Raw genomic sequence first — 21351 nt, 5'->3', positions numbered from 1 at the left:
AACGGGTTCCCATCGGGTCATGTCCGGCCCCTGTCCTGGACCCATGTTGGTGATCGCGCATCGGGGAGCGAGTGGCTACCGCCCGGAACACACACCGGCGGCCTACCGCCTGGCCGCGGCCCAGGGAGCCGACTTCCTGGAGCCCGACCTGGTCGCGACCCTCGACGGCGTCCTGGTCTGCCGGCACGAGAACGAGATCTCCGGTACGACGGACGTCGCGGAGCACCCGGTGTTCGCCGACCGGAGGATCACCAAGATCGTCGACGGGACCGCGGTCACCGGCTGGTTCGTCGAGGACTTCACGTTCGCCGAGCTGCGGACGCTGCGGACCCGGGAGCGGATGCCCGCGCTCCGGGCGAACAACACGGCGTACGACGGGCTGGAGGAGATCCCCACCTTCGACGAGGTGGTCGCGCTGGCGCGCCGGGAGTCGGCGCGGCTGGGACGGCCGATCGGGGTACTGCCGGAGATCAAGCACCCGACGTACTTCCGGCGGCTCGGCCTGCCGCTGGAGGAGCTGCTCACCGAGCGGATCCTGGCGCTCGGGCTGCGTCCGGACGAGATCATGATCCAGTCGTTCGAGCCGACGAGCCTGCGGCGGCTGTCGGTGATGACACGGGTGCCGCTGGTGCAGCTGATCGACTCCGAGAGCGCACCGAACGACTTCCTGCGGACCGGTGACGGGCGCACGTACGCCGACCTGATCGAGCCTCGGGGGCTACGGGAGATCGCGACGTACGCACAGGTGCTGGCGCCGTACAAGGACCTGGTCGTGCCGCGCAGCGCGGACGGGTGCCTCGGGGAACCTACTCGCCTGGTCGACGACGCCCACCGTGCCGGTCTGGGGGTCCAGGTCTGGACGTTCCGCGCCGAGCGCCGCTTCCTGCCGACCGGGACCGATTTCACCACCGAACTGACCCGCTTCGCCGCCCTCGGCCTGCAGGGCGTCTTCTCCGACCACCCGGACCAGGCAGTAGCCGCCCTCCGCAAACCGGCTCTGAACGTCTAGCGGAGACTCGCGCGTAGTTCGGCCAGGGCCTTCGCGGCTGTCGGCTGGAGTTCGTGATCGATGGCGCGGCTGCGGTCGATTCCCAGGTCCAGACGGGCGGTGGTGGCGGGACGGCTGCGGAGGAGCCTGGTGCGGAGGTACGTCGGCGGGTGCGTCGCGTCGGTCCTCGTGTCGCGGAGGCGGCTGACCCGCAGACGGCGTTCGATCTCCCGCGCCGGGACTTCGGTCACTTCCCGCCGGACTGCCTCCAGCGGCTCGATCTCGGTCGGGAAGCGGACCGCTCGCTCCAACGCACGGTACGACGCGCCGGCCAGGACCAGCCGCTCGAGCGCTTGTGCGGTCGCCTCGGAACCGGCGATCTCACCGGCTTTGCGGTCGGCGAGATACTCCGCCCGCTGGCCGCCGCGCAGCGCCAGCCGCTCGAGCAGCCAGGCGACCCCTCGCACCAAGGTGCCGATGGTCGCGTTGAGCATCCGGCTGACCATAGTGGCACCGGTCGGTTCGTCGTAGCCGAGCTCTCGCCTGATCCGGTCGCCATGCTGCTCCGTGAAGGTCTCCTGCAGCTCATGCAGAACCGACCAGGCGGCGCCGACCAGCCAACCGCTCCGGGCATCGCCGTGCCGCCCGTGGCCGAATTCGTGCGCCAGGACCGCGATCCGCTCCTGCGGTCGCAGACCTGCCCAGAGCGGCAGCCCAATGCCGACGACCGGACGGAATCGCCAGCCGATCTGCTGGTACCAGACGTTCGCCTCCACGTTGACGACGACGGTCGTCACCCGCCTGGTGCCGATCGCGTCGGCCAGTTCGTCGAGGACGGCGTACAGGGTGGGGGCCTGGTTGCGCGGCACCGGCTGCACGTCCTCGGCTAGTCGCGCAGCGCGTGGGTGGAAGAGGAACGCCACAGCGAAAGCGAGGAGCGCGAGCATCCCGCTGAGCCAGAGTGGTCGGTAGAAGACGATCAGCGCGACGCCGGCCAGGAAGGCGATCAGCGGTAGCAGGAGGATCAGAGCGGACAGGACATGTGCACTGATCCTGGCGGCGTCCCAGCCGGGGCGGTGGATGCTCCCGGCCTCCAGTTCACGGTAGAGGGCTTCGGCGAGGCGGTGCTCGAGCCGAAGCCGCCAGGGCGGCGTCTGGTCGTCTACAGGTGTGGGGTCGACGTTCCAGTCGCACTTGTCACACCAGGTGACGTACCGCCGGTCGACCCGGATCTGATGCCCGCACTCGGGGCAGTTGGAGATCTCTTCGGTGCGCTGCACCACGGCAGTGTTGCAGCGCGGCGGCGGGGTGGCGAGTTGTCGTCACCCCGCCTGGGGTGCTGCGCCTCTGGTGGGCGCAGTCATGCTCACGCCGCCGGGGGCTTGTTGTTGGTGTCGTCGTAGAGGCGGGAAGCGATGTCGTTCTCGGTCGTGTCCTGGTTCTGGTTGACCGACTGCTGGACGTTCTGCCAGACGGCCTTGCCGTCGGACTCCGGGATCACGATCCAGGCGACCGCGTAGCCGATCAGCGCGGCGCCGCCGGTGATCAGGGTGAGGCCGACCCAGCCGAGGCGGACCAGCGTGACGTCAACGTTCAGGTAGTCGGCGATGCCGCCGGACACCCCGGAGAGCATCCGCTGGTTGGCGGAGCGACGGAGGACCTTGCCGGACAGGTTCTGGAATGGTGCGTTGGAGTTCGTCATGGCTCCACTGTCCCGTTCCAGGCACCTCCAGCACATCAGGATCGGTACCGACCTACCCCTGACCCGCCCCTGACGACTTTCGTGACAAGACGCTTCGCCGGCGCGGAGACTTAGGGGGTGGAGCCCCCGCGCGACGGTACGTCCCGCAGCCGCGGCGTGCTGGCGTCGGCCGCCGCCGCGACCACTGTGGTGGCCGTCATCGGCGTCACCAACCTGCTGAGCTCCAGTGGCACAGGGACCCTGATCCCGACCCCAGAGCCGACCCCGGAGCCTGTGGCGATGCGGACGGTCGGCTACGGGCACGTGGCGATCACCGTGCCGAAGGCCTGGGGCACGAACGCCAGTCGCTGCGGTACGCCGCACCGGGACACCGTTCTGATCGACGACCCGTCCGCTGCGTCGTACTGCGACCTGCCGCGCCCGCCGGACGTTGACAGCGTGGAGCTCGTCACCGCCCCGCCGAGTGGCTTCCGGAGGGACGAGACGATCACCGTGGACGGTGTGTACGCCGAGCGCCGCAAGACCGGCTGTGCGAGTGACGACGTGTGCTGGGGCGCAGTGGGCTTCCCGTCCTTGCACGTCTGGTTCAGGGCCTCGTCGTCCACAAGTGCCGACGAGGTGGATCAGATCCTCGCCCGGATCCAGATCCTGCCGGACCGGGTCGGCGTACCGAGCTCGTGGTCGTTGGACGAGAGCCGAGACGGTACGACGTACGCGCAGCGCATCCGGGCGCTGGGCCTGAAGACAGCGTTCCGTACCAGGACGTCGACCGTGTACAAGGCAGGCCGCGTCGTCGGCGTCTCTCCGCCTCCCGGGACCCTGCTGAGCCCCGGTGAGACAGTCACGCTGACAGTCAAGTAGGCCGGAACCTCAGGGACCCATCACCCTGTCTGTAGGGGTGAGGGAGGGACATGGACGAGTTCACCGAGTACGTCACCGCGCGCTGGCCCAAGCTGGTCCGTTCCGCGGTTCTGCTCGGCTGTACGCCGTCTGAAGCGGAGGACCTCGTCCAGTCCGCGCTGGAGCGATGCCTACTCAAGTGGAACCGGGTACGGGCAGCGGAGGACCGTGACGCGTACGTGCACCGCGTACTGGTCAACTGCTTCCGCTCCTCCCGCAGACGCCGCTGGCACGGTGAGCTGCCGTCCGCGTCCGTGCCGGAGTCCCCGGGTGGTGACCAGACAGCAGGTGTCGACGAAACGGACGCCGTGATGCGCGCACTCGACCGCCTGCCGGGCGACCAGCGCACGGCCGTCGTACTGCGGTACTACGCGCACCTGAGCGAGCAGCAGATGGCGTCCGTACTGGGCGTCGCCGCCGGCACGGTCAAGAGCCGACTGTCCCGAGCAGTGAAGGCCCTGGCACAGGACCCACACCTGGCAGAACTGCGAGAACCCCGATGACCGACCTGACCGACCTCCTGGAACGCACCGCCAACCAGACCCCCGTAGGCCCACCCCCACTGGACGCCCTCCGAGCCGGAGCGACCCGCCGCCGACGCCGCCGTACGACGGCACTCACAGTCACCGCTGCCGTCGCCGTCGCAGCTGTCATCGGCGGGACCACCCTGCTGACCTCCCGCGAACCAACCGCCCCTGTGACGTCACCAACCCCGACCCCGGTCGTGCCGGCGACCCGACTGGTCGGCTTCGGCCACGCCGCCATCGCCGTTCCGGCGGACTGGCCGACCAACAAGAGCGCGTGCGGCACACCGAAACAGGACACCGTCCTGATCGACGACCCGAGCGCTGCGACCTTCTGCCTGGCCTACCGCCTCCCAGGCATCGAGAGCGTGGGGCTGTACTACGGGAAGCCGAGAGTCGACTTCCGCGCTGACGAGACGTTCGAGATCGACGGTGTGCGCGCCGAGCGGCAGCGGACGACCTGCTCGACGTCCAACTACCCCAAGGCCAATACGACGACCTGTGTCAGCACTGTGAGCATTCCGTCGCTCAAGGTGTGGTTCCTGGCGGACTCGTCGACGAGCGCGCAGGAGGTCGAGCGGATGCTCGGCTGGATCCAGATCGTGCCGGACCGGTCCGGCGTACCCAGCTACTCCTCGCTCGCCGGCACGCCCATCAACCCCGTCGCGGGGGCCTATGCGCCGGAGCTGGCGGCAGCCGGACTCAAGCCGCAGTACAAGCGGGTGACGTCGCCCAGCTACCCGACCGGCACCATCCTCGGCGTGTCACCGGCCGTGGGCACGATGCTGGCTGTCGGCTCGAGCGTGACGGTGACGGTCGCGCGCTGATCCGAAATGTCGGTGGGGCCGCCTAGCGTGCTGGATATGGACGTGCAGACGGTGGTGAAGGTGATGGCGGGGTTGCCGGGCACCGAGGAGCAGGAGGGGTGGGCGGGGCAGCCGGTCTTCAAGGTCCGCAACAAGAGCTTCGCGTACCTGTCCGAGGATCAGACCCGCCTGCACCTCAAGGCGCTCCGCGAGGAGCAGGAAGCCCTCGTCGCCGAGAACCCGGAGGTCTACACGCCCTCCTGGGCCGGCGGCCGCTTCGCCTGGATCCTGATCCAGGTGGACCTGGCTGACTCCGACGAGCTCCGCGAACTGGTCACGGAAGCCTGGCGCCTGACCGCCCCGAAGTACCTCATCGGCCAGCTGGACAGCTAGGGGCTGGCTTGCACTCGTTTGGGTCGAGTGCTAATACTTGGTTAGCACTCCATGGGTGAGAGTGATAAGTGCTCGCGCCCGCTGGAGTGTGCAAGATGACGGCCTCGATGAGGTGCCGTTGCGCGGCGGGACATGAGCGTCGCGGATCGGTGCCGTCCGTCGCGGGCATCCGGGCCGGCTGAACCACAAAGACTCGACGCGGGAGGACTCGCGGAGAATGCCCAAGCTGATTGCTTTCGATGAAGAGGCGCGCCGCGGCCTCGAGCGGGGAATGAACACCCTCGCCGACGCCGTCAAGGTGACGCTTGGCCCGAAGGGCCGCAACGTCGTTCTGGAGAAGAAGTGGGGCGCCCCCACGATCACGAACGACGGCGTCTCCATCGCCAAGGAGATCGAGCTCGAGGACCCGTACGAGAAGATCGGGGCCGAGCTCGTCAAGGAAGTTGCCAAGAAGACCGACGACGTCGCCGGTGACGGTACGACCACCGCCACCGTGCTGGCTCAGGCCCTCGTCCGCGAGGGGCTGCGCAACGTCGCCGCCGGCGCCAACCCGATGGGCCTGAAGAAGGGCATCGAGAAGGCGACCGAGGCCGTCAGCGAGCAGTTGCTGGCGCTGGCCAAGCCGGTCGAGACCCGCGAGCAGATCGCGGCGACCGCGTCCATCTCGGCCGCGGACACCCAGGTCGGCTCGATCATCGCCGAGGCGATGGACAAGGTCGGCAAGGAAGGTGTCATCACCGTCGAGGAGAGCAACACCTTCGGCCTCGAGCTCGAGCTCACCGAGGGTATGCGCTTCGACAAGGGCTACATCTCGCCGTACTTCGTGACCGACACGGACCGGATGGAGGCCGTCCTCGACGACCCGTACATCCTGGTCGTGAACAGCAAGATCGGCAGCATCAAGGACCTGGTCCCGGTGCTGGAGAAGGTCATGCAGACCGGCAAGCCGCTGGCGATCATCGCCGAGGACGTCGAGGGCGAGGCCCTGGCCACCCTGGTCGTCAACAAGATCAAGGGCACCTTCAAGGCCGTCGCCGTCAAGGCGCCGGGCTTCGGTGACCGCCGCAAGGCCATGCTGGTCGACATCGCCGTCCTCACCGGCGGCGAGGTGATCTCCGAGGAGGTCGGCCTCAAGCTCGACACCGTCGACCTGGAGCTGCTCGGCCAGGCCCGCAAGATCGTCGTTACCAAGGACGAGACGACCATCGTCGAGGGCTCGGGCGACGCGGACCAGATCACCGGCCGGGTGAACCAGATCCGCGCCGAGATCGAGAAGTCGGACTCCGACTACGACCGCGAGAAGCTGCAGGAGCGTCTGGCCAAGCTGGCCGGCGGTGTTGCGGTCATCAAGGTCGGCGCGGCCACCGAGGTCGAGCTGAAGGAGCGCAAGCACCGCATCGAGGACGCCGTTCGCAACGCGAAGGCGGCCGTCGAGGAGGGCATCGTCGCCGGTGGTGGCGTCGCGCTGCTGCAGGCGTCGGTGATCGCGTTCGAGAAGCTGGACCTCGAGGGTGACGAGGCGACCGGTGCGGAGATCGTCCGCAAGGCCGTCGAGGCGCCGCTGAAGCAGATCGCCGTGAACGCCGGCCTCGAGGGCGGCGTCGTGGTGGAGAAGGTTCGCAACCTCGAGCCGGGCTGGGGCCTCAACGCCGCATCCGGTGAGTACGTGGACCTGATCAAGGTCGGCATCATCGACCCGGCCAAGGTGACGCGCTCGGCGCTGCAGAACGCGGCGTCCATCGCGGCCCTGTTCCTCACCACCGAGGCCGTCATCGCCGACAAGCCGGAGAAGGCAGCAGCCGCTCCGGGCGGCGCGCCCGACATGGGCGGCATGGACTTCTGATCCAGTAGTCCAGCAGCACACCAAAAGGTCCCGGGCTAGCGCCCGGGACCTTTTGTGTTGCGGGGTGCGAGTCCAACAGCTGGCGGGGTGCGAGTCCGGCAGCTGCTGGGGCGGTGGCCTCTTGTGTCTGGGGATTGCACAGGAACTGGGGGCGGTGCACCGGTTATTACCTGTTCAACGGGCCCGGCGCGCGGGGGGTGCCCCGACTCTTGGCTGTCAGGTGCCGGTGATGAGGTGGTGGGCGAGGAGCGGGGAGAAGGTTCGGGTGGGGAGGTCTGGTGTCAGGCCACACGGGCCGTCGGATTCGCCTGGTGTGCGGAGCCAGAGGTGCAGGTCGACCGGGGCGGGGGTGCGCGCCGGGGGCGTGCCGAGTTTGCGGGCGGGTGGGTTGCAGGAGCTGCCGTCGGAGCCGTTGCCGTTGCGGCTGGTGTCGATGACGTAGTGGGCGCCGCCGCCCAGCGCCTGCAGGATCTCGGTGCCGCGGGCCCCCGACTGCTCGGTGGTGAAGTAGTTCGCGGTGTTGAGGGCGAACCCGCGGACCTTGCCGATGTCCGCGAGCCGCAGCCGGCGCGCCATCTCCTTCGCGTCACCGGACGTCACGTTCCCGGCGTCGAGGTACGTCCACGTGTTCGGGTTCTTCGCCGCCAACACGCCCACGGCGTACTTCAGCAGTGCGATCCGCCCGTCCCACTCCGACGTCGGGTAGCAGTCGAGCCGCGCCAGAGCGTCCGGCTCGAGCACCACCACCGCCGGCCGCGTCCCGATCCCGGCCGACACCGCCGCGATCCACGTCCGGTACGCCGCGTCCGACGCGGCCCCGCCACCGATCCCGCACTGGCGGCCCGGAAGGTTGTCCGTCACCAGTACCGGCAACTTTCCCGCAGTGTCCGCTGCCGTCGTGTACGCCGTGACGCCCGCCTTCACGTCTCCGCTCCACGCGCCGACCCACCGCGCCGACGCCTGCGCGGCGATCTTCGAGGCGAGCTCGGTGTCCTCCGGATGCCGCCGTACGTAGGCAGCCGCGGGCGAGTCCGGATCGACGTAGAACCCGGTGGTGAGCTTCAGCGGATCGCCGGTCGCTTCGGCCAGCCCGGACTCGGGCCGGCCGAAGACGAGCAGCGCGGCGGTCAGCACAAGGAAGGCAAGTACCGGACGCGGGGTCGGCATCGTGAAGGATCCTCCTGATCACTCAACGTGCCGACGACATTACTCGCAGACAGCTCAGCTGTTCTCGTCGACCTCGCAGAACGAGGAGTAGTGGTCGCCGGTGTAGTAGACGTGTGTGGGTGTGGTCAGCGCGCCGCCGCCGACCAGCCGGCGCGCGCCGCGGTCGGGGGAGCCGGGCGTGATGACGGTGTACTCGTGGTAGTACCCGCTGGATTGGGCCGGAAGAATGCCCTCCCGGTTGGAGAAGACGGTGCCGTCCTGGTCGTACGGGAACGGTCCGCCGGAGTGGATGAGGTCGAGGGTGTCGGCGGCCTGCGACGGCAACGAGCTGAGCGCGCAGGTGTCGATCGCGGCAACGTGCGGAGCGGCAACGTGCGGAGTGGCGACGTACGACGAGGCGACGTACGACGAGGTAGTGGAGGGGGTTGGGGCGGCGTAGGCCGTGGAACCGAAGGCGGCGGTGGACGCCAGGGTCACGGCGGCGATGAGGGTTCTCATGCCCGAAGGCTTCCCGGCCGAAGCATCCCCGGTACATCCCAGCTGTGAATAACAGCTGGACTATGACCCCGGCGTACCCCTAAAGTCTGGCCCGGCGAGAGAGATCCCGGAGCGGAAGGAGCGACCGATGAAGACACTGACTTGTTTCCCGGCGCGCCCGACCCGCTCGTACAGCTCGCACTGAGCGGAGCAGCGCGCCTCCTGCTGGAGGATCTGTGACCATCCGCAACACCGTCGAGGCCGACCTCGACACCATCCTTGCTCTGATCGAGCAGAAGTCCGTCAACACCGTCACCGCCGAACGTTTCCGCGAGTACGTTGCCAGCGGCTACTACAAGCACGACTGGAACTGGGTCGTCGAGGAGAACGGCGCGATCCAGGCCCTGGCGATCTGGTGGGGCGTCCCGGGCGAGACCCACCCGTACAGCATCGACGGGCTCTACTACGCCGGTGAGGGCGACCCGGTCCCGGTGTGGACCGATCTGCTGACGTACGCCGTCGCGTCCCGGCCGGCCGACGCCGAGCCGCCGGAGTACCACTTCTTCCTGGACAGCGACTGGCAGGACAAGCCCGACGTCGTCGGGGCGCTGCAAGCTCGGAGCCAGGCGGCCGCCGCGGTCGGGCTGACTGGGATCACCGATCGGCTGCGCTACGAGTGGAAGCCGGCGTTCGGGCTGCCGGAGCGGTCCACCCGGCTGAAGTTCGAGCCGGCCGACGACGAGGCGTTCGTCGACGTGTTCATGCGGGTCAGCGAGGGCAGCCTGGACGCCGCGACCGCGCGGGAGATCGCGCGGCTCGGTGCCGAGGGCGCGGCCCGCGAAGAGCTGGCGATGTACAAGTCGATGCCGGGCGAGCGGGACTGGTGGCGGCTGGCGCACGACGGTGACGGCGAACTGGTCGGGTTCGAGATCCCGTCGGCGAACGCGGGCGGGCCGGTCGTCGGGTACCTCGGGGTCCTGCCGGCGCACCGCGGGCACGGGCTGAGCGACGACCTGCTGGCCGAGATCACGCACCAGTTGGCGGAGACCGGCGCCGAACACATCCGGGCCGACACCGACTTCGGCAACGTCCCGATGGCGAAGAGTTTCGAGCGCCAGGGGTACCGAAAGTTCGCCGTACGCCGGGTCCTGGCGTTCCCTGAGAACTGAGCGCCGAAGTGCAGACGCGCACGCCCCGAATCCCTATGCTCCCTGACATGTCAGAGAGCTTCAGGGGAGCGGGGCGATGCGTGACATCGCACTGATCCTGCATGTCATGGCCGGTGTGCTCGCGGTCCTGTTCGGCCCGTTGGCGATCGTGCTCACCCTGCGCCGCCGCGGGCTGAACTGGGCCGGCGAGGTATACCACTGGGCGATCGCGCTGGTCTGCCTGACCGCGCTCGTGATGGTCCCGTACGACTGGGGCCGGCTCTGGTTCTTCTGGCCGATCACGATCGCGTCGTACCTGTTCGTGTACGTCGGCCAGCGCGCGGCCGAGGCACCCGGGGGACTCTGGTACCGCGGCGTGCTCCGCGGGTACGGCGGCGGCTGGGTGGCCCTGTGGACCGCGATCGCGGTCGTCTCCCTGCCGCACCAGTGGTGGGCCTGGGCGATCCCGATCGTGGTCGGCTCGGCCGTGATCGAGTGGCTGTGCTTCAACCCGTCGCCGGGCTGGACCCAACAGGCCCAACCCGGCGCGAAGGCGTAGAGCTAGGCCTGGCCGGCCTGCTCTTCCGGGGTTGCCTTGCGGACCACGAGACGGGTCCAGGCGCCGACGTAGACACGGTCGTCCGAGTTCAGTTCCTGGCGCTGGCCGGGGATGATCGGCGTCTCCGGGAGCGGTCCGGCCGCTGAGGCGACGTACGTGCCGTTGGAGGACTGCAGGTCCTCCACCCACCAGCGCTGGCCGTCGGTGGTCAGCTGGGCCTGCCGGCGGCTGACGCCGGTGTCGTCGCCGCAGTCGATCTCCGGCGAGATCCCGCGGCTACGCGACGGCCGGCCGATCAGCAGGCTCTTCTCGGTCAGCGGGATCACCGTCGGCAGTCCTGGCGACGGACACGGGTCGTCACTCTGCTGTACGGCGTACCAGTCCGGGTCGACCCAGCGCTCGACGACCCACTCGGCCAGTGCGGCCGGTGCCGACGGGGCCGCCGGTGGGGTCGCTGTAGCCGGACCGGAGGACAGGTCGAGTGACGAGGCTGCTCGCGGCATGGTGCCAGTGGTGAAGTCGTAGCCGCAGTTCTCGCAGAACAGAGCGTCCACCGCGGCTGCTTCGGAACAGTTCGGGCACAACTGTCCCGCTGGAGCTGCATCGGGCACCGTGGGGGAGGCGTCGGGACCAGGGGCGGTGGTCGACGCCGACACAGCGGGTGCCCCGGCGGGGATGGGCAGACCGCAGACGTCGCAGTAGTCGGTGGAGGTGGAGGGGTGTCCGCTAGGACAGTTCACGGTCATTTCCGCACCCGGGTGGTCTTGGTGGAGGCCGTGTCGAGCGCCATCTCATCGGCTTTCTCGACCGTCCGCTTCAGCCGCACCGTACCCGTATCCTGGTCGTCGATCTCGACAACCTTCCGCAGCCGCGTGGTCGCCTCTTCGTTGCCGGTCTGCGCGGCGAGCTGCACTGCGCGACCGAGCTTGGTGGTCGCGGTCGCCGTGTCGCCGATCGCCTTCGCGGCCAGACCGTCCTGGATCGCCTGCGCCAGCTCGGTCTGCCCGGTGTAGTGCGCGACCTCCGGGTTGATCCGGGTGGTGAGCGCCTCGTCCGCGGACCACAGCGCCTTCACCAGGCCCTGCGCAACCGTGTCGTCGCCCAGCACCAGTTGCACGCGCGCAGCGAGCTGCTCCTGTCCGACCGCCTTCGCGGCCAGCCGGATCGCCACGTGGTAGTCGCGGGACTCGTCACCCCACGAGCCGGTCGGGTACGACCCGGTCAACGGGTTGATCGCCGTACGCCGGGACGTCAGGTCCTCGACTGTCGGCGCGACCTGCCTGACGAACAGCACCTCGGCGCCCTGCGGCGCCCACACGCGCAGATCGGCCTGGGCGACACCGCGTCCCATCGCGTTCTGGATCAGCTTGGAGAACTCGGCGGCCAGCTGGTCCGGCGCCGGGATGATGTCGACGGTACCGAGCAGGGCCTGCGCGATCCGGCGTACCTCGTCCACCTGCCAGGCCACGCCGACGCCGCGGGTGTCGCACTGGAACTGGCCGGTGACCGCCTGGATCGTCTGGGTCAGCGCCTCGGGCGTCTCGTGCTGGTTCTCACCGTCGGTCAGCAGGATCGCGTGCTTCTGGGTCAGCGACGGCACGGTCGCGAAGACCCTCGACGCCAGCCGCAGCCACGTGCCCATCGCGGTCCCGCCGTCGGCGTAGAACCGGGACACGGCGTCCTTGGCGGCCTGCCGGGTGTACGGATCCATCTTGACCATCACCGGCTCCGCGGACGGCGGGAACGCCAGCTGGGCGCGGTCGTTGCCGGAGATCACCGCGAACCAGACACCGTCGAGGATCTGGTCGAGCGCGGTCTGCGCGGCGTACGCGGCCGCCTGGACACCGTCGCGACCCATCGAGCCGGACGTGTCGACGATGATGATCTCGCCCGCATCGCCGCTGCCGGACTGCCCTGCGGCGCCGGCACCGGTGCAGGTCACCGTGACGATGGCGTGCACGTCGGTCCCGCCGTCCGGCAGGAACTCGTTCTGGTAAACGGAGGCGGTGAAGTCGGCCATCTCGGTCAGCCTTTCCTTAAATCCGTGCGAGCGCGACGGTGATGTTGTCCTGGCCGCCCTGGGCGTTGGCCCAGTCGACCAGGGCGGACGCGGTGGCCTTCGGCTCGCCACCCTTGTCCGCAGCTGTCTGACGTACGAGCTCGGCCAGCGGTGCCGCCTCCGAGCAGTAGTTCCAGAGGCCGTCCGAGCAGACCAGCAGCCAGCCCGGCCCGCTCACCTGCAGCGTCGTGGTCCGTGGCGTGTGGTCCGGCGCGTCCTTGCCGAGCCAGCGCGTGATCGCGTGCGCGTGCGGACCGGACTCCGCCTCCTCGCGGGAGACCCCGGTGGCGATCAGCTCGGCCGCCCAGGAGTCGTCGACCGTCAGAGCGACTGGCTCGTCCGTGTCCGGGAACCAGTACGCGCGGCTGTCGCCGACACTGCCCGCTACCAGCATCCCGTTCTCCAGGACGGCTGCCACGAACGTGCAGGACGCCGGGTTCGGGCTGTCCGGACTGGTGCTGTCGAGTACGGCGTCACTCGCCGCATCGGCCGCCGCCTTGAGCCGCGCCGCGATCGCGCTCGCCCGCGACGAGTCGGTGCCGAGGCCCTGCGCGTGGCCGGCCTCGAGCACCTCAAGCGCTGCCCGGGCGGCCGCGAGCGAGGCGACATCGGAGTCGAGTGACGAGCTGACGCCGTCGCACACCACCAGTAGTGCGCGGCTGCCCGGCTCGGCGTCCGCGGCGATGGCCATCGCGTCCTCGTTCCGGCTGTGCCGGATTCCGCGGTCGCACACCCCGGCCACCCACGGAGCGGGCTGCTCCTCGAAGTGGTCGCGCGGCTTGGCCGCCTTGGTGCCGCAGGTCTCGCAGTACCCGTCCGCGCTGACAGTGCCGCCGCACGACCTGCACGGGCCGATGGCCGCAGCCTCCGCTCCGGGCACCGCACCGATCTCCACGGTCGGCTCGGTGTCGGTGTCCAGCGCCGGTGAGGTCGGGGCGGTCCCCGGCTTCAGCTCGGCACCGCAGGCCTCGCAGAACAGGTCCGCCTCGGACACCGTCCCGCCACAGCTGGGGCAGACCGTGTCGGTCGTACTCGTCATCGCAACGTCCATCCTCGAACCTCGTTGGCCTGGTCGACCAGGGCGATCCGCTCCGGCCGGGTCTGCGCCTGGTCGGCCAGCAGCCGGTAGGTGGCCTCGAGCCCGTCCCGCAGGGAGGTCTCGGTGGCTGCCCGTCCGTCGATCCGCAGAGCTTCCTGCGGACCGGACTGCTGAACCTCGGTGAGCGCGGTCCGGAACACGTTCGCGGCCAGGTTGGCCCGGTCGACCGGGTCGATGGTCAGCGTCGCGATGCTGTCCATCGCCTGGGCGAGCGCGGGAAGGCCACGCCCTGATCCTGCCAGCACACCGGCTCGCTGGCGACGCGCCCGTACGTACTCGCCGCTGGTCCGCGGCACCAGGTCGAGCGCGGTGAGCGCGCCGTCCAGGTCGTTGCGCGAGATCCGGATGTTGGCCAGGCCGAACGCCGACGGAGCAATGTAGTTGGCGTCCGTGCGTGCGCAGGTCAGGTAGAGGCCCTCGGCAACGTCGAACTCGCCGCTCTGCTCACAGGCGATCGCCAGGGCCAGTTTCGGCGCCAGCTCACCCGGCACCTGGCCGTAGACGGCGTTGAACGCGGACTGCGCGGCTGCCGAGTCGCCACGGGCCAGCGCGACCAGTCCGGCCATCCAGACCGCACGCCACTCCCACGGGTCCTCGTTGAGCAGGTCGGCCACTGCGGTGTCGACCATGTCGTAGCGCTCCGGTCCGACCTCCAGCGCAGCCTCCGCGACCTCCAGCAACGTCTGCGGCGACTGCTCCGGCGCATCGACCAGCAGCTCCAGCCGCTTGGCCGGGTCCGGCAGGCTGACCGTCTTGAGCCAGCTGGCCATCTTGTCGCTGTCGTCCGGTGCCAGCGACGGCAGCTGCTGCCACGGCTGGGTCGCCTCGCCCAGTCCGCCGGACTTGTCGCCCGGTGTACCGAACAGGAGCGACGACGCCGAGTGCTGGGCCGCCTTGACGCCTTGCTTGTCAGCCACGACCTCCCGCAGTACGCCGAGCAGCTGCACGCGGAACTCGTCGGCGGACTGGAAGCGGTCCGCGGGGTCCTGCGCGCACGCCTTGGCCAGCAGGCGGTACACCGAGTCGTACTTCTGGAAGAGCGGTACCTCGGCCACCGGCGGCAGCGTGTCGACGTACCGGCTCTGGTAGCCGCGGAACTCCATCGCCAGCACGCACAGCGTCCGGCCGAGCGTGTAGATGTCGGAGGCGACCGACGGTCCGACGTCGGCGACCTCGGGTGCCTGGAAACCGACGGTGCCGTAGATCGCCGAGTCCAGGTCGTCGATCCGCCGGACACCGCCGAGGTCGATCAGCTTGACCGCGTCACCGACCTGGATGATGTTGTCCGGCTTGAAGTCGCAGTACACCAGGCCGAGGTCGTGCAGGTACGAGAACGCCGGCAGGATCTCCAGCAGGTACGCGATCGCCTGGTCGATCGGCAGCGCGTCGTACTGACCGTTGTTGGCGGCCATCCGCTGCTTGAGCAGGGTCTTCAGCGAGGTGCCGCCGACGTACTCCATGACGATGTAGCCGGCGCCGTCGTGGGTGACGAAGTTGTAGATCTCGACGATCAGCGGGTGCTCGACGCGGGCCAGGAACTGCTGCTCGGCGATCGCTGCCGCGACCGCGTCCGGGTCCTCGGAGTTCAGCAGGCCCTTCAAGACGACCCAGCGGTTGGACACGTTCTGGTCCTGGGCCAGGTAGATCCAGCCGAAACCACCGTGCGCCAGGCAGCCGCGGACCAGGTACTGCCCGCCGACCAGGTCGCCGTCCTGCAGCTTCGGCGAGAACGAGAACCGGCTCCGGCAGTTCGGGCAGAAGCCCTCGGTCCGGCCCGGCTGGCCGTCGCGGGAGCGGCCGACCGCGTGGCCGCAGTTCGGGCAGTTCCGGCGGTCCTCCGGGACCATCGGGTTCGCCAGGATCGCCTTGCTCGCGTCGATCGCGGGGATCGTTGGCACGTGGGTCAGTCCGGCGCCGAGCCGCGCGCCGCGCAGCCGGGTGGACGACGTACCGAGCTTGCGGGTCAGCTTCGAGCCGGCCTGTCCCGCGCGGGCAGAGCCGAGTGGCGTGGACGCCAGTCGGTTGGAGGCGCGGGAGACGGTCGACACGGTGCTGAGCGCGTCCGGCTCGGCAGCAGTCGCGGTGCCGCCGCCTGGCGCGGGCGAGCCGCACACGTCGCAGTACCCGTCGACGTACGTCCCGGTGCAGCCCGGCTGTGTGCAGGCGCCGGTAGCCGGGGCAGCCGCACTAGGTGCAGCGGGGGAGCCGCAGACGTCGCAGTACCCGTCCACGATGGAGCCGGTACAGCCCGGCTGGGTGCAGGCGGTGGTGGTCGTCATTTGGTCCCTTCCAGGTAGGCCTGGTAGGCCGCTACCAGTGCGCCGAGGCGAGCCAGTTCCACCGGCTCGGTCTCGATCACCGCTCGGCCGCGCCGGTACAGCTCGGCGAGATCTTCGTTGCCCGGGGCAACACTTGCCGCCTTCACCTGATACGCGTCCAGCAGTTGGGTCAGCTCGTCACGTCGTTGCAGGGCCGAGCCGTACGCCGCCTGCGCCTGACCGAGCGCCCGCCGTACGGCGTCCAGCCGGGTCAGGTACTTCTCCAGCTCGGCCGGGGTGTTCGGCACCGCCCCGAGCGCAGTCACATCCGGTACGGCGAGCCGCGGGGCCGGACTGACCGTCGCGACCGCCTTGTCCGCCAACGCGCGCACAGCCGTGCCTTGTGCTTCCAGCTCGCTGCGTACGGTGCGGGCTCGGGCGACGTCGGCGGCGCGTTCCTTGCGGGTGGCGGCGCCGACGATCAGGTCCCGCTCTGTGCGCGCCGCGTCCATGTCCAGCGGGCCGATCAGCCCGCCGATGTCGGCGCCGCGTTTGTTGCGTTCGGCAAGATCCGTCAGCCGGCGGTCGAGGTCGTGGTGCTTGGCTAGCGCGTCGTTGCGGACGTTCGCCGGCTCCTGCTTGACCAGGTCGCTGATCCGCTCCACCTGCGCCCGCAACTGCCGCAGCCGGGCGGCGAGGTCGGCGTCGCCGGGCTGGAGCATCAGTTTCGCCCGCAGGCTGGACGCCAGCGCGTCCGACAGTTTGCACGCCTCGGGCAACGAAACTGCGAGCGAACCGCCCGCGCCGCCGGCGTCGAGACCGCCCCAGATCAGCGTGGAGATCCGCTCGGTCTCCGTTTGCCCCACGCGACCCGAGTCCCAGGTGACGAGGATCAACTCGTACCGGTCCGAGACCGCCTTCCACACCGTCATACTGAGCACGATGTCAGCACTGAGCGCGTCCCCGTCGGGCGAGTGCAGCGCCGCCTGATCCAGCTCGTCCAGCTCCGCCTTCCGCCGATCCCGCCACTCCCCAAGCGCACCGAGAAACGAAAGCAGCTCCCCAGCAGGAACACTGCTCCCCATCCTCCCCGGCGGCGGAGGCGCCGAGACAATCGGCGTACGAACTGTCATTTCGGCGGCACTGGTCGGCCGTAGACGGCTACCGGCGGCACCGGCGCCTTACCCAGCGCCGGCATCAACCACCTGTCGTACGACGTCTTCCAGTAGCCGTCGATCTTGATCTGCTCGAGCACTCCGTTCACGAACTTCACGAACTCCGGGTGCAGCAGTGAGATGCCCAGACCGTACGGCTCCTCGCTGAACCGCTGCGGGAGCACCTTCGCGTACGGGTCCTGAGCGACGTCACCGGCCAGCACGGTGTCGTCGCCGCTGATCCCGTCCGCCTTGCCCTGCTGGAACAGCGTCAGGCACCCGGTGTCGGTATCGGCCGTGACGGGAATGACCTTCGGGTTCTGCTTCTTCAGGTTCTCCAGGCTGGTCGAGCCGGCCGGAGCACAGATCGTCTGGCCGTTCAGATCCTCGACCCTGGTGGCCTTCGAGTCGAGCTGAACCAGCGTCTTCTGGCCTGAGCGGTAGTACTCGGCGGAGAACGCGATCTGTTCCCAGCGGGAACAGTTGATCGTCATGTTCCGGGCGACGATGTCGACCGGGTTCTTGGTGTCGCGCAGCGACGGGATCCGGGCCGGGCTGGAAATCACCCGCAACTCGACCTTGTGCGGCTCGCCGACCGCAGGCTTGCCGAAGATCGCGTCCGCGACCGCGTAGATCATGTCGATGTCGAAGCCTTGGATCCGACCGGTGATCGGGTCCCGGTAGCCGAGGTTGAAGCTGTCGGCGGACACACCGGCGATCAGGCGGCCGCGCTTCTTGATGGTCTCCATCAAGGTGCCGGCCGGCATCGGGCCCGTCGGATCCGGCAACGGACCGTCCGGCTTGTACGACGCGAGTGGATCGATGCCCTTGCAGTCCTGCGGCGCAGGCGTGGCCGGCGCGGCGACCGACGGCGACGGCACCGGCGGGATCTGGGTGGCGGTGTAGTTGCCGTTGCCGCAGGCGGTGAGGAGTAGGGCGGTGGCGGCGGCTAGTGGGATCAGTTTCTTCATCGGTACTCCTCCAGACGCTGCGACATGCCCCAGGCGACCAGTAGTGCGGCCAGGATGCCGATCGGTACGCCGAGCCAGCCGATCGGCGGGAGCCCGTCGCGTGCATCCTTCAGTTCGCTCTGCACCGCGGTACTCGTCTGGGTCAGCTGCTGGTTGGACGAGGAGTCGAACGCGCTGAAGGTGTCGACCGAGTTGTTGGCCTTGTCCTTGCCGACGGCCATCGCGACGGCGCCGTCCCAGTTGCCGTCCGTGCCGTCGGTCTTCCGCACCTTGGCGTGGACCGTCTTGTAGGCGGTCCACAGCTGCTGGAGATTGCCGCCGTTGCCGCCGACCTTGCCCAGTTGCTCGTCCACCTGGGCGGCCGCCGTGTTGTACGCCTTGTCGAACGCGTCGCCGGAGCCGCGGGCGATCAGCGTCAGGCTCTCGTTCGAGCGGGCGTCGTACGCCGCGATCCGGGCGCGGGACAGCGCCAGGGTCCGCTCGTACTCGGAACTGCGCGTGTCCTTCGCGGAGCTCGACGCGCCGGCGAGGGCGACTCCGCCGATGACTGTGGTCAGCAGGACGAGGACGGCGCCGGCGGCGATCGGGACGTTGAGATAGCGGTGCGTACGGCGGGCCAGCCAGCGCAGCGTGATCGCGAAGACCACCAGGCTCAGCAGACCGCCGACGAGGACCCAGATGGTGCCCTGGCCGATCCCGTCGAACTCGGTGTCGACGCGCTTCTCGTTCGCCTCGACCAGTGCCTTCACCAGCGGCAGCGAGTCGTCCTGCAGCACCGAGTTCGCGTCCTTCAGGTACTGCGAACCGATCGGGAGACCCTGGCGGTTGTTGGCGCGGGCCTGCTCGATCAGGCCGCCGTACGTGATCAGCGTCTTGTTCAGCGCGCCGAGCACGTCGCGGTCCGCGGGCTGCGCGGTCGCGGCCTCGGCGATGAGCCCAGCGGCCGCGGCCAGCGAGTTCACGAAGTGCGCGCGCTGCTCCGGCGGCTCGAGACCGCCGACCAGGAACGCGTTGGTGGCGTCGGCGTTGGCGCTGACCAGGTTGGTGTGGATCGCCTGGATGCGGACCAGTTGCGCGGTGTTCGCCTGCGCCCGGTCGAGAGCGCCGTCGGACTGGCTGAAGCCCTGCGCGGCGGCGAGACCGAACACGACGCTCATCGCGGCGGCCAGGATCAGGAACGCGCGCATCCGGCCCGGCGTACCCTCGAACCACTGCGCGACGGCGCCGCGTGGACCGGCGGTCCGCGCCTGCAGCGTCGTACCAGGCGCCGGGGCCGGCGACACGGTCGCGGGCGGCGCACTCTGCGTCTGGGTCACGCCTCTTCTCCTTGCTCGTCAGCCTGCTCGCTTACGTCCGAAGAAGCGGCGACACGTCCCGCCGGTTCTTCGGACGTAAGCGAGTCGGATGGGTCGTCAGTCAGGTCTTCGGCGAGGATCTGACGCAGCTGGGTCGTCGTGGGTGCCGGTACGTCGCGCAGTCGCCAGGCCTGCCGTCCGATCGCGGCCTCCAGCACGTTGCGCGCGAACCGTCCGTTGCCGAACGAGCTGTCCCGCGGGGTCGTCGCGAGCTCCTCGTGGAACTTGTCCACCGCCTCCGGGACCAGCTCGTAGTCCGCGGCCTCGGCGAGCCCGGTGAGAATGTCGGTGAGCTCATCGTCGCTGTAGTTCTCGAACTCGATCGTGGTCCGGAACCGGCTGGCCAGCCCGGGGTTCGCGGAGATGAACGCCTCCATCGGCTCCGGGTACCCGGCGACGATCACGACCAGGTCGTCGCGCCGGTCCTCCATCTCCTTGACCAGCGTGTCGACGGCTTCCCGCCCGTACTGGTCGGCGCCCAGGTCACCCGCGGTCAGGCTGTATGCCTCGTCGATGAACAGCACGCCGCCCGCCGCGGAGGCGACCACCTCGGCGGTCTTCGTCGCGGTCTGCCCGAGATACCCGGCGACGAGCTCGGAGCGGTCGACCTCGACCAGTTGTCCCTTCGACAGCAGGCCGAGCGCCTTGTAGATCCCGCTCACCAGCCGCGCGACGGTCGTCTTCCCGGTGCCCGGATTGCCCACGAACACCAGGTGCCGAGTGATCGTCGGGCTCTTCAGACCCGCCTCGGTCCGCAACTTCTCAACCCGCAGTACGGCGACCTGCCGGTGCACCTCCCGCTTGACCCGAGCCAGCCCGGTCAGCTCGTCCAGCTCCGCCAGCAACTCCTCAACCGTCTTGGCCGGCTCTTGCACTGCGGCTTCTTCTTGCGGTGCTTCCTGGGGCGTCGGTGGCGGGGTTGATGCAACCTGCAGCGGGCGGGCGCCTGCCGCCTGCAGCTGTGCAGCTGCTGCCACGGACGCGTTGCCGACGACTCGCATCGTGGGTTCGCCCAACGTGCAGGCCGCGGACGCCACCTCCGCCAGCGCTTCGGCGTACGCCGCCTTCTCGGTCGAACCGTTGGCGATCAGCTCGGTCAGTACAGCCGTCGGGGCACCGCGCCAACGTCGTCCGCGGACGGCGGCGTCGAAGAAGTCCTGCACCGTCGCCCCCTCGAAGACCTTGCCCCAGTCGGCCGGTGCACCAGGTGCGGACTCGGCCAGTGCGGCGGCCAGCGCCAGGGCCTCCGACCTGGCTCGATCGTCCGCGACACCGGCGCGGCCGGCGACCACGAGCAGCTCGGACAACGCCTGCTGCAGAGACTTTCCCCCCGCGCCGCTCATGACCCTCCTCGTCCAGGTGGTGGTGCCAGTGGTCCCGCCGGTCCCATATCGGGCGGCGGGGTCGACTCGGTCGGGCCGAGCGCCAATCCTCCGCCGGTGGAGCCGGTGCCGAACTTCTCCTGCAGGAACCTGCCGTGGGCGATCAGCGCTGCCGCGTCGGCCCGGTTCACCGCGTCGAAGACCTTGTCCATCGTGGCGGCCAAGAGGTCCAACTGGTCGATCAGGATCATCAGCGACGTCTTGCCACGGTCCACCGGACGCGTGTCGGCCCACTGCCGCGGCAGCCGCAGGTACCCGCCGATGGCCTCCGGCAGGTAGTCGGTCGCCGTCGCCATCACGGAGTACGCCTGCACGCTGCCGCCCAGGTTCCCGAGCCGCGGGATGGTCTCCCGTACGACGCGAACCACCCGGGCGACCCGCGACGCGACGACGGCCGGTACGGCGCCGCCCGCGACCAGCTGCTCGACGCGGACCAGCGCCGCCAGCAGGTCGTCGTTCGTCGGCGGCCGGGGGATCGGGGCAGGCTCGGGCTCCTCCTTGCGACCGGTCAGCCGCGCAAAGAAGTCGCCGAGCGCCATGCAGTCCCCCGTCTCTCGCTGTCAGAT

21 protein-coding genes are annotated in these 21351 nt (G+C 69.5%); 8 read left to right on the top strand and 13 right to left on the bottom strand.

Annotated features, from left to right (window positions below; genetic code table 11):
• Nucleotides 1-43 precede the first annotated feature (43 nt).
• Nucleotides 44-1009: a glycerophosphodiester phosphodiesterase gene (locus ACWF0M_RS24310; protein WP_452237991.1), complete on the top strand. Its 966-nt coding sequence runs from the start codon at nucleotides 44-46 to the stop codon at nucleotides 1007-1009.
• Here the strand turns inward: ACWF0M_RS24310 and ACWF0M_RS24305 are convergent.
• Together ACWF0M_RS24305 and ACWF0M_RS24300 are read right to left on the bottom strand one after the other, a co-directional pair.
• Nucleotides 1006-2268 (bottom strand): M48 family metalloprotease, encoded by a 1263-nt coding sequence (locus ACWF0M_RS24305; RefSeq protein WP_452237990.1) that lies wholly within the window; start codon nucleotides 2266-2268, stop codon nucleotides 1006-1008. The genes ACWF0M_RS24310 and ACWF0M_RS24305 overlap by 4 nt on opposite strands.
• A gap of 86 nt (nucleotides 2269-2354) precedes the next feature.
• Nucleotides 2355-2690, bottom strand: coding sequence for a PspC domain-containing protein (locus tag ACWF0M_RS24300; protein ID WP_452237989.1), 336 nt, complete (start codon nucleotides 2688-2690; stop codon nucleotides 2355-2357).
• A gap of 117 nt (nucleotides 2691-2807) precedes the next feature.
• Here ACWF0M_RS24300 and ACWF0M_RS24295 point away from each other — a divergent pair, with 117 nt between their 5' ends.
• The 5 genes from ACWF0M_RS24295 to groL all read left to right on the top strand — a co-directional run bounded on the left by ACWF0M_RS24295 (nucleotide 2808) and on the right by groL (nucleotide 7156).
• Nucleotides 2808-3551 carry a PASTA domain-containing protein gene (locus tag ACWF0M_RS24295; RefSeq protein ID WP_452237988.1) on the top strand — a complete coding sequence of 248 codons (744 nt, stop codon included), beginning with the start codon at nucleotides 2808-2810 and terminating at the stop codon, nucleotides 3549-3551.
• 50 nt (nucleotides 3552-3601) lie between these two features.
• On the top strand, nucleotides 3602-4093 hold the full coding sequence (locus ACWF0M_RS24290) for a SigE family RNA polymerase sigma factor (protein ID WP_452237987.1): 492 nt from the start codon (nucleotides 3602-3604) through the stop codon (nucleotides 4091-4093).
• The gene (locus tag ACWF0M_RS24285) at nucleotides 4090-4941 is read left to right on the top strand and encodes a PASTA domain-containing protein (RefSeq protein WP_452237986.1); all 852 of its coding nucleotides are present in this window, start codon (nucleotides 4090-4092) and stop codon (nucleotides 4939-4941) included. Before ACWF0M_RS24290 ends, ACWF0M_RS24285 begins: the two co-directional genes overlap by 4 nt.
• Nucleotides 4942-4977: 36 nt before the next feature.
• Entirely contained in the window at nucleotides 4978-5313 is a 336-nt protein-coding gene (locus ACWF0M_RS24280; RefSeq protein WP_452237985.1) for an MmcQ/YjbR family DNA-binding protein, read from the top strand.
• Between the two features lie 217 nt (nucleotides 5314-5530).
• The gene (gene groL, locus ACWF0M_RS24275; RefSeq protein ID WP_452237984.1) at nucleotides 5531-7156 is read left to right on the top strand and encodes a chaperonin GroEL; all 1626 of its coding nucleotides are present in this window, start codon (nucleotides 5531-5533) and stop codon (nucleotides 7154-7156) included.
• 216 nt (nucleotides 7157-7372) lie between these two features.
• Here the strand turns inward: groL and ACWF0M_RS24270 are convergent, their stop codons facing one another.
• Together ACWF0M_RS24270 and ACWF0M_RS24265 are read right to left on the bottom strand one after the other, a co-directional pair.
• Nucleotides 7373-8323 (bottom strand): glycoside hydrolase family 6 protein, encoded by a 951-nt coding sequence (locus ACWF0M_RS24270; protein ID WP_452237983.1) that lies wholly within the window; start codon nucleotides 8321-8323, stop codon nucleotides 7373-7375.
• A gap of 54 nt (nucleotides 8324-8377) precedes the next feature.
• Nucleotides 8378-8821 carry a ribonuclease domain-containing protein gene (locus ACWF0M_RS24265; protein ID WP_452237982.1) on the bottom strand — a complete coding sequence of 148 codons (444 nt, stop codon included), beginning with the start codon at nucleotides 8819-8821 and terminating at the stop codon, nucleotides 8378-8380.
• Between the two features lie 215 nt (nucleotides 8822-9036).
• Here ACWF0M_RS24265 and ACWF0M_RS24260 point away from each other — a divergent pair, with 215 nt between their 5' ends.
• Together ACWF0M_RS24260 and ACWF0M_RS24255 are read left to right on the top strand one after the other, a co-directional pair.
• On the top strand, nucleotides 9037-9969 hold the full coding sequence (locus ACWF0M_RS24260; RefSeq protein WP_452237981.1) for a GNAT family N-acetyltransferase: 933 nt from the start codon (nucleotides 9037-9039) through the stop codon (nucleotides 9967-9969).
• A 76-nt stretch (nucleotides 9970-10045) separates the two neighbouring features.
• Nucleotides 10046-10507, top strand: a complete 462-nt coding sequence (locus ACWF0M_RS24255) for a hypothetical protein (protein WP_452237980.1) — start codon at nucleotides 10046-10048, stop codon at nucleotides 10505-10507.
• A 2-nt stretch (nucleotides 10508-10509) separates the two neighbouring features.
• On the opposite strand, the gene ACWF0M_RS24250 is transcribed toward ACWF0M_RS24255, so the two are convergent.
• The 9 genes from ACWF0M_RS24250 to ACWF0M_RS24210 all read right to left on the bottom strand — a co-directional run bounded on the left by ACWF0M_RS24250 (nucleotide 10510) and on the right by ACWF0M_RS24210 (nucleotide 21324).
• Nucleotides 10510-11061, bottom strand: a complete 552-nt coding sequence (locus ACWF0M_RS24250) for an FHA domain-containing protein (RefSeq protein ID WP_452237979.1) — start codon at nucleotides 11059-11061, stop codon at nucleotides 10510-10512.
• Nucleotides 11062-11249: 188 nt separating this feature from the next.
• Nucleotides 11250-12527, bottom strand: coding sequence for a VWA domain-containing protein (locus tag ACWF0M_RS24245; RefSeq protein ID WP_452237978.1), 1278 nt, complete (start codon nucleotides 12525-12527; stop codon nucleotides 11250-11252).
• A 16-nt stretch (nucleotides 12528-12543) separates the two neighbouring features.
• The gene (locus ACWF0M_RS24240; RefSeq protein WP_452237977.1) at nucleotides 12544-13617 is read right to left on the bottom strand and encodes a PP2C family protein-serine/threonine phosphatase; all 1074 of its coding nucleotides are present in this window, start codon (nucleotides 13615-13617) and stop codon (nucleotides 12544-12546) included.
• On the bottom strand, nucleotides 13602-15944 hold the full coding sequence (locus ACWF0M_RS24235; protein WP_452237976.1) for a tetratricopeptide repeat protein: 2343 nt from the start codon (nucleotides 15942-15944) through the stop codon (nucleotides 13602-13604). Before ACWF0M_RS24235 ends, ACWF0M_RS24240 begins: the two co-directional genes overlap by 16 nt.
• On the bottom strand, nucleotides 15941-17008 hold the full coding sequence (locus ACWF0M_RS24230) for a hypothetical protein (protein ID WP_452237975.1): 1068 nt from the start codon (nucleotides 17006-17008) through the stop codon (nucleotides 15941-15943). Before ACWF0M_RS24230 ends, ACWF0M_RS24235 begins: the two co-directional genes overlap by 4 nt.
• A gap of 44 nt (nucleotides 17009-17052) precedes the next feature.
• Nucleotides 17053-18048 (bottom strand): glutamate ABC transporter substrate-binding protein, encoded by a 996-nt coding sequence (locus tag ACWF0M_RS24225; RefSeq protein ID WP_452237974.1) that lies wholly within the window; start codon nucleotides 18046-18048, stop codon nucleotides 17053-17055.
• A complete protein-coding gene (locus tag ACWF0M_RS24220) occupies nucleotides 18045-19364 on the bottom strand; it encodes a hypothetical protein (RefSeq protein ID WP_452237973.1) in 1320 nt (439 codons plus the stop codon). The genes ACWF0M_RS24225 and ACWF0M_RS24220 overlap by 4 nt, the downstream gene beginning before the upstream one ends.
• Nucleotides 19361-20746, bottom strand: a complete 1386-nt coding sequence (locus ACWF0M_RS24215; RefSeq protein ID WP_452237972.1) for an AAA family ATPase — start codon at nucleotides 20744-20746, stop codon at nucleotides 19361-19363. Before ACWF0M_RS24215 ends, ACWF0M_RS24220 begins: the two co-directional genes overlap by 4 nt.
• Complete coding sequence (locus ACWF0M_RS24210) at nucleotides 20743-21324, bottom strand: hypothetical protein (RefSeq protein WP_452237971.1); 582 nt, start codon at nucleotides 21322-21324, stop codon at nucleotides 20743-20745. Before ACWF0M_RS24210 ends, ACWF0M_RS24215 begins: the two co-directional genes overlap by 4 nt.
• Nucleotides 21325-21351: the final 27 nt, after the last annotated feature.

Source organism: Kribbella sp. NPDC055110 (assembly GCF_053607525.1).
The sequence above is the reverse complement of the archived record's forward strand: the minus strand, read 5'-3'. Positions and strand labels throughout refer to the sequence as shown.

Bases quoted from the DNA above. Each gene is read 5' to 3' on its own strand.
- ACWF0M_RS24230 (WP_452237975.1), bottom strand. From the start codon at position 17,008: ATGGGGAGCAGTGTTCCTGCTGGGGAGCTGCTTTCGTTTCTCGGTGCG.
- ACWF0M_RS24290 (WP_452237987.1), top strand. From the start codon at position 3,602: ATGGACGAGTTCACCGAGTACGTCACCGCGCGCTGGCCCAAGCTGGTC.
- groL (WP_452237984.1), top strand. From the start codon at position 5,531: ATGCCCAAGCTGATTGCTTTCGATGAAGAGGCGCGCCGCGGCCTCGAG.
- ACWF0M_RS24285 (WP_452237986.1), top strand. From the start codon at position 4,090: ATGACCGACCTGACCGACCTCCTGGAACGCACCGCCAACCAGACCCCC.
- ACWF0M_RS24215 (WP_452237972.1), bottom strand. From the start codon at position 20,746: ATGAGCGGCGCGGGGGGAAAGTCTCTGCAGCAGGCGTTGTCCGAGCTG.
- ACWF0M_RS24210 (WP_452237971.1), bottom strand. From the start codon at position 21,324: ATGGCGCTCGGCGACTTCTTTGCGCGGCTGACCGGTCGCAAGGAGGAG.
- ACWF0M_RS24265 (WP_452237982.1), bottom strand. From the start codon at position 8,821: ATGAGAACCCTCATCGCCGCCGTGACCCTGGCGTCCACCGCCGCCTTC.
- ACWF0M_RS24225 (WP_452237974.1), bottom strand. From the start codon at position 18,048: ATGAAGAAACTGATCCCACTAGCCGCCGCCACCGCCCTACTCCTCACC.
- ACWF0M_RS24240 (WP_452237977.1), bottom strand. From the start codon at position 13,617: ATGGACGTTGCGATGACGAGTACGACCGACACGGTCTGCCCCAGCTGT.
- ACWF0M_RS24310 (WP_452237991.1), top strand. From the start codon at position 44: ATGTTGGTGATCGCGCATCGGGGAGCGAGTGGCTACCGCCCGGAACAC.
- ACWF0M_RS24270 (WP_452237983.1), bottom strand. From the start codon at position 8,323: ATGCCGACCCCGCGTCCGGTACTTGCCTTCCTTGTGCTGACCGCCGCG.
- ACWF0M_RS24245 (WP_452237978.1), bottom strand. From the start codon at position 12,527: ATGGCCGACTTCACCGCCTCCGTTTACCAGAACGAGTTCCTGCCGGAC.
- ACWF0M_RS24255 (WP_452237980.1), top strand. From the start codon at position 10,046: ATGCGTGACATCGCACTGATCCTGCATGTCATGGCCGGTGTGCTCGCG.
- ACWF0M_RS24235 (WP_452237976.1), bottom strand. From the start codon at position 15,944: ATGACGACCACCACCGCCTGCACCCAGCCGGGCTGTACCGGCTCCATC.
- ACWF0M_RS24300 (WP_452237989.1), bottom strand. From the start codon at position 2,690: ATGACGAACTCCAACGCACCATTCCAGAACCTGTCCGGCAAGGTCCTC.
- ACWF0M_RS24280 (WP_452237985.1), top strand. From the start codon at position 4,978: ATGGACGTGCAGACGGTGGTGAAGGTGATGGCGGGGTTGCCGGGCACC.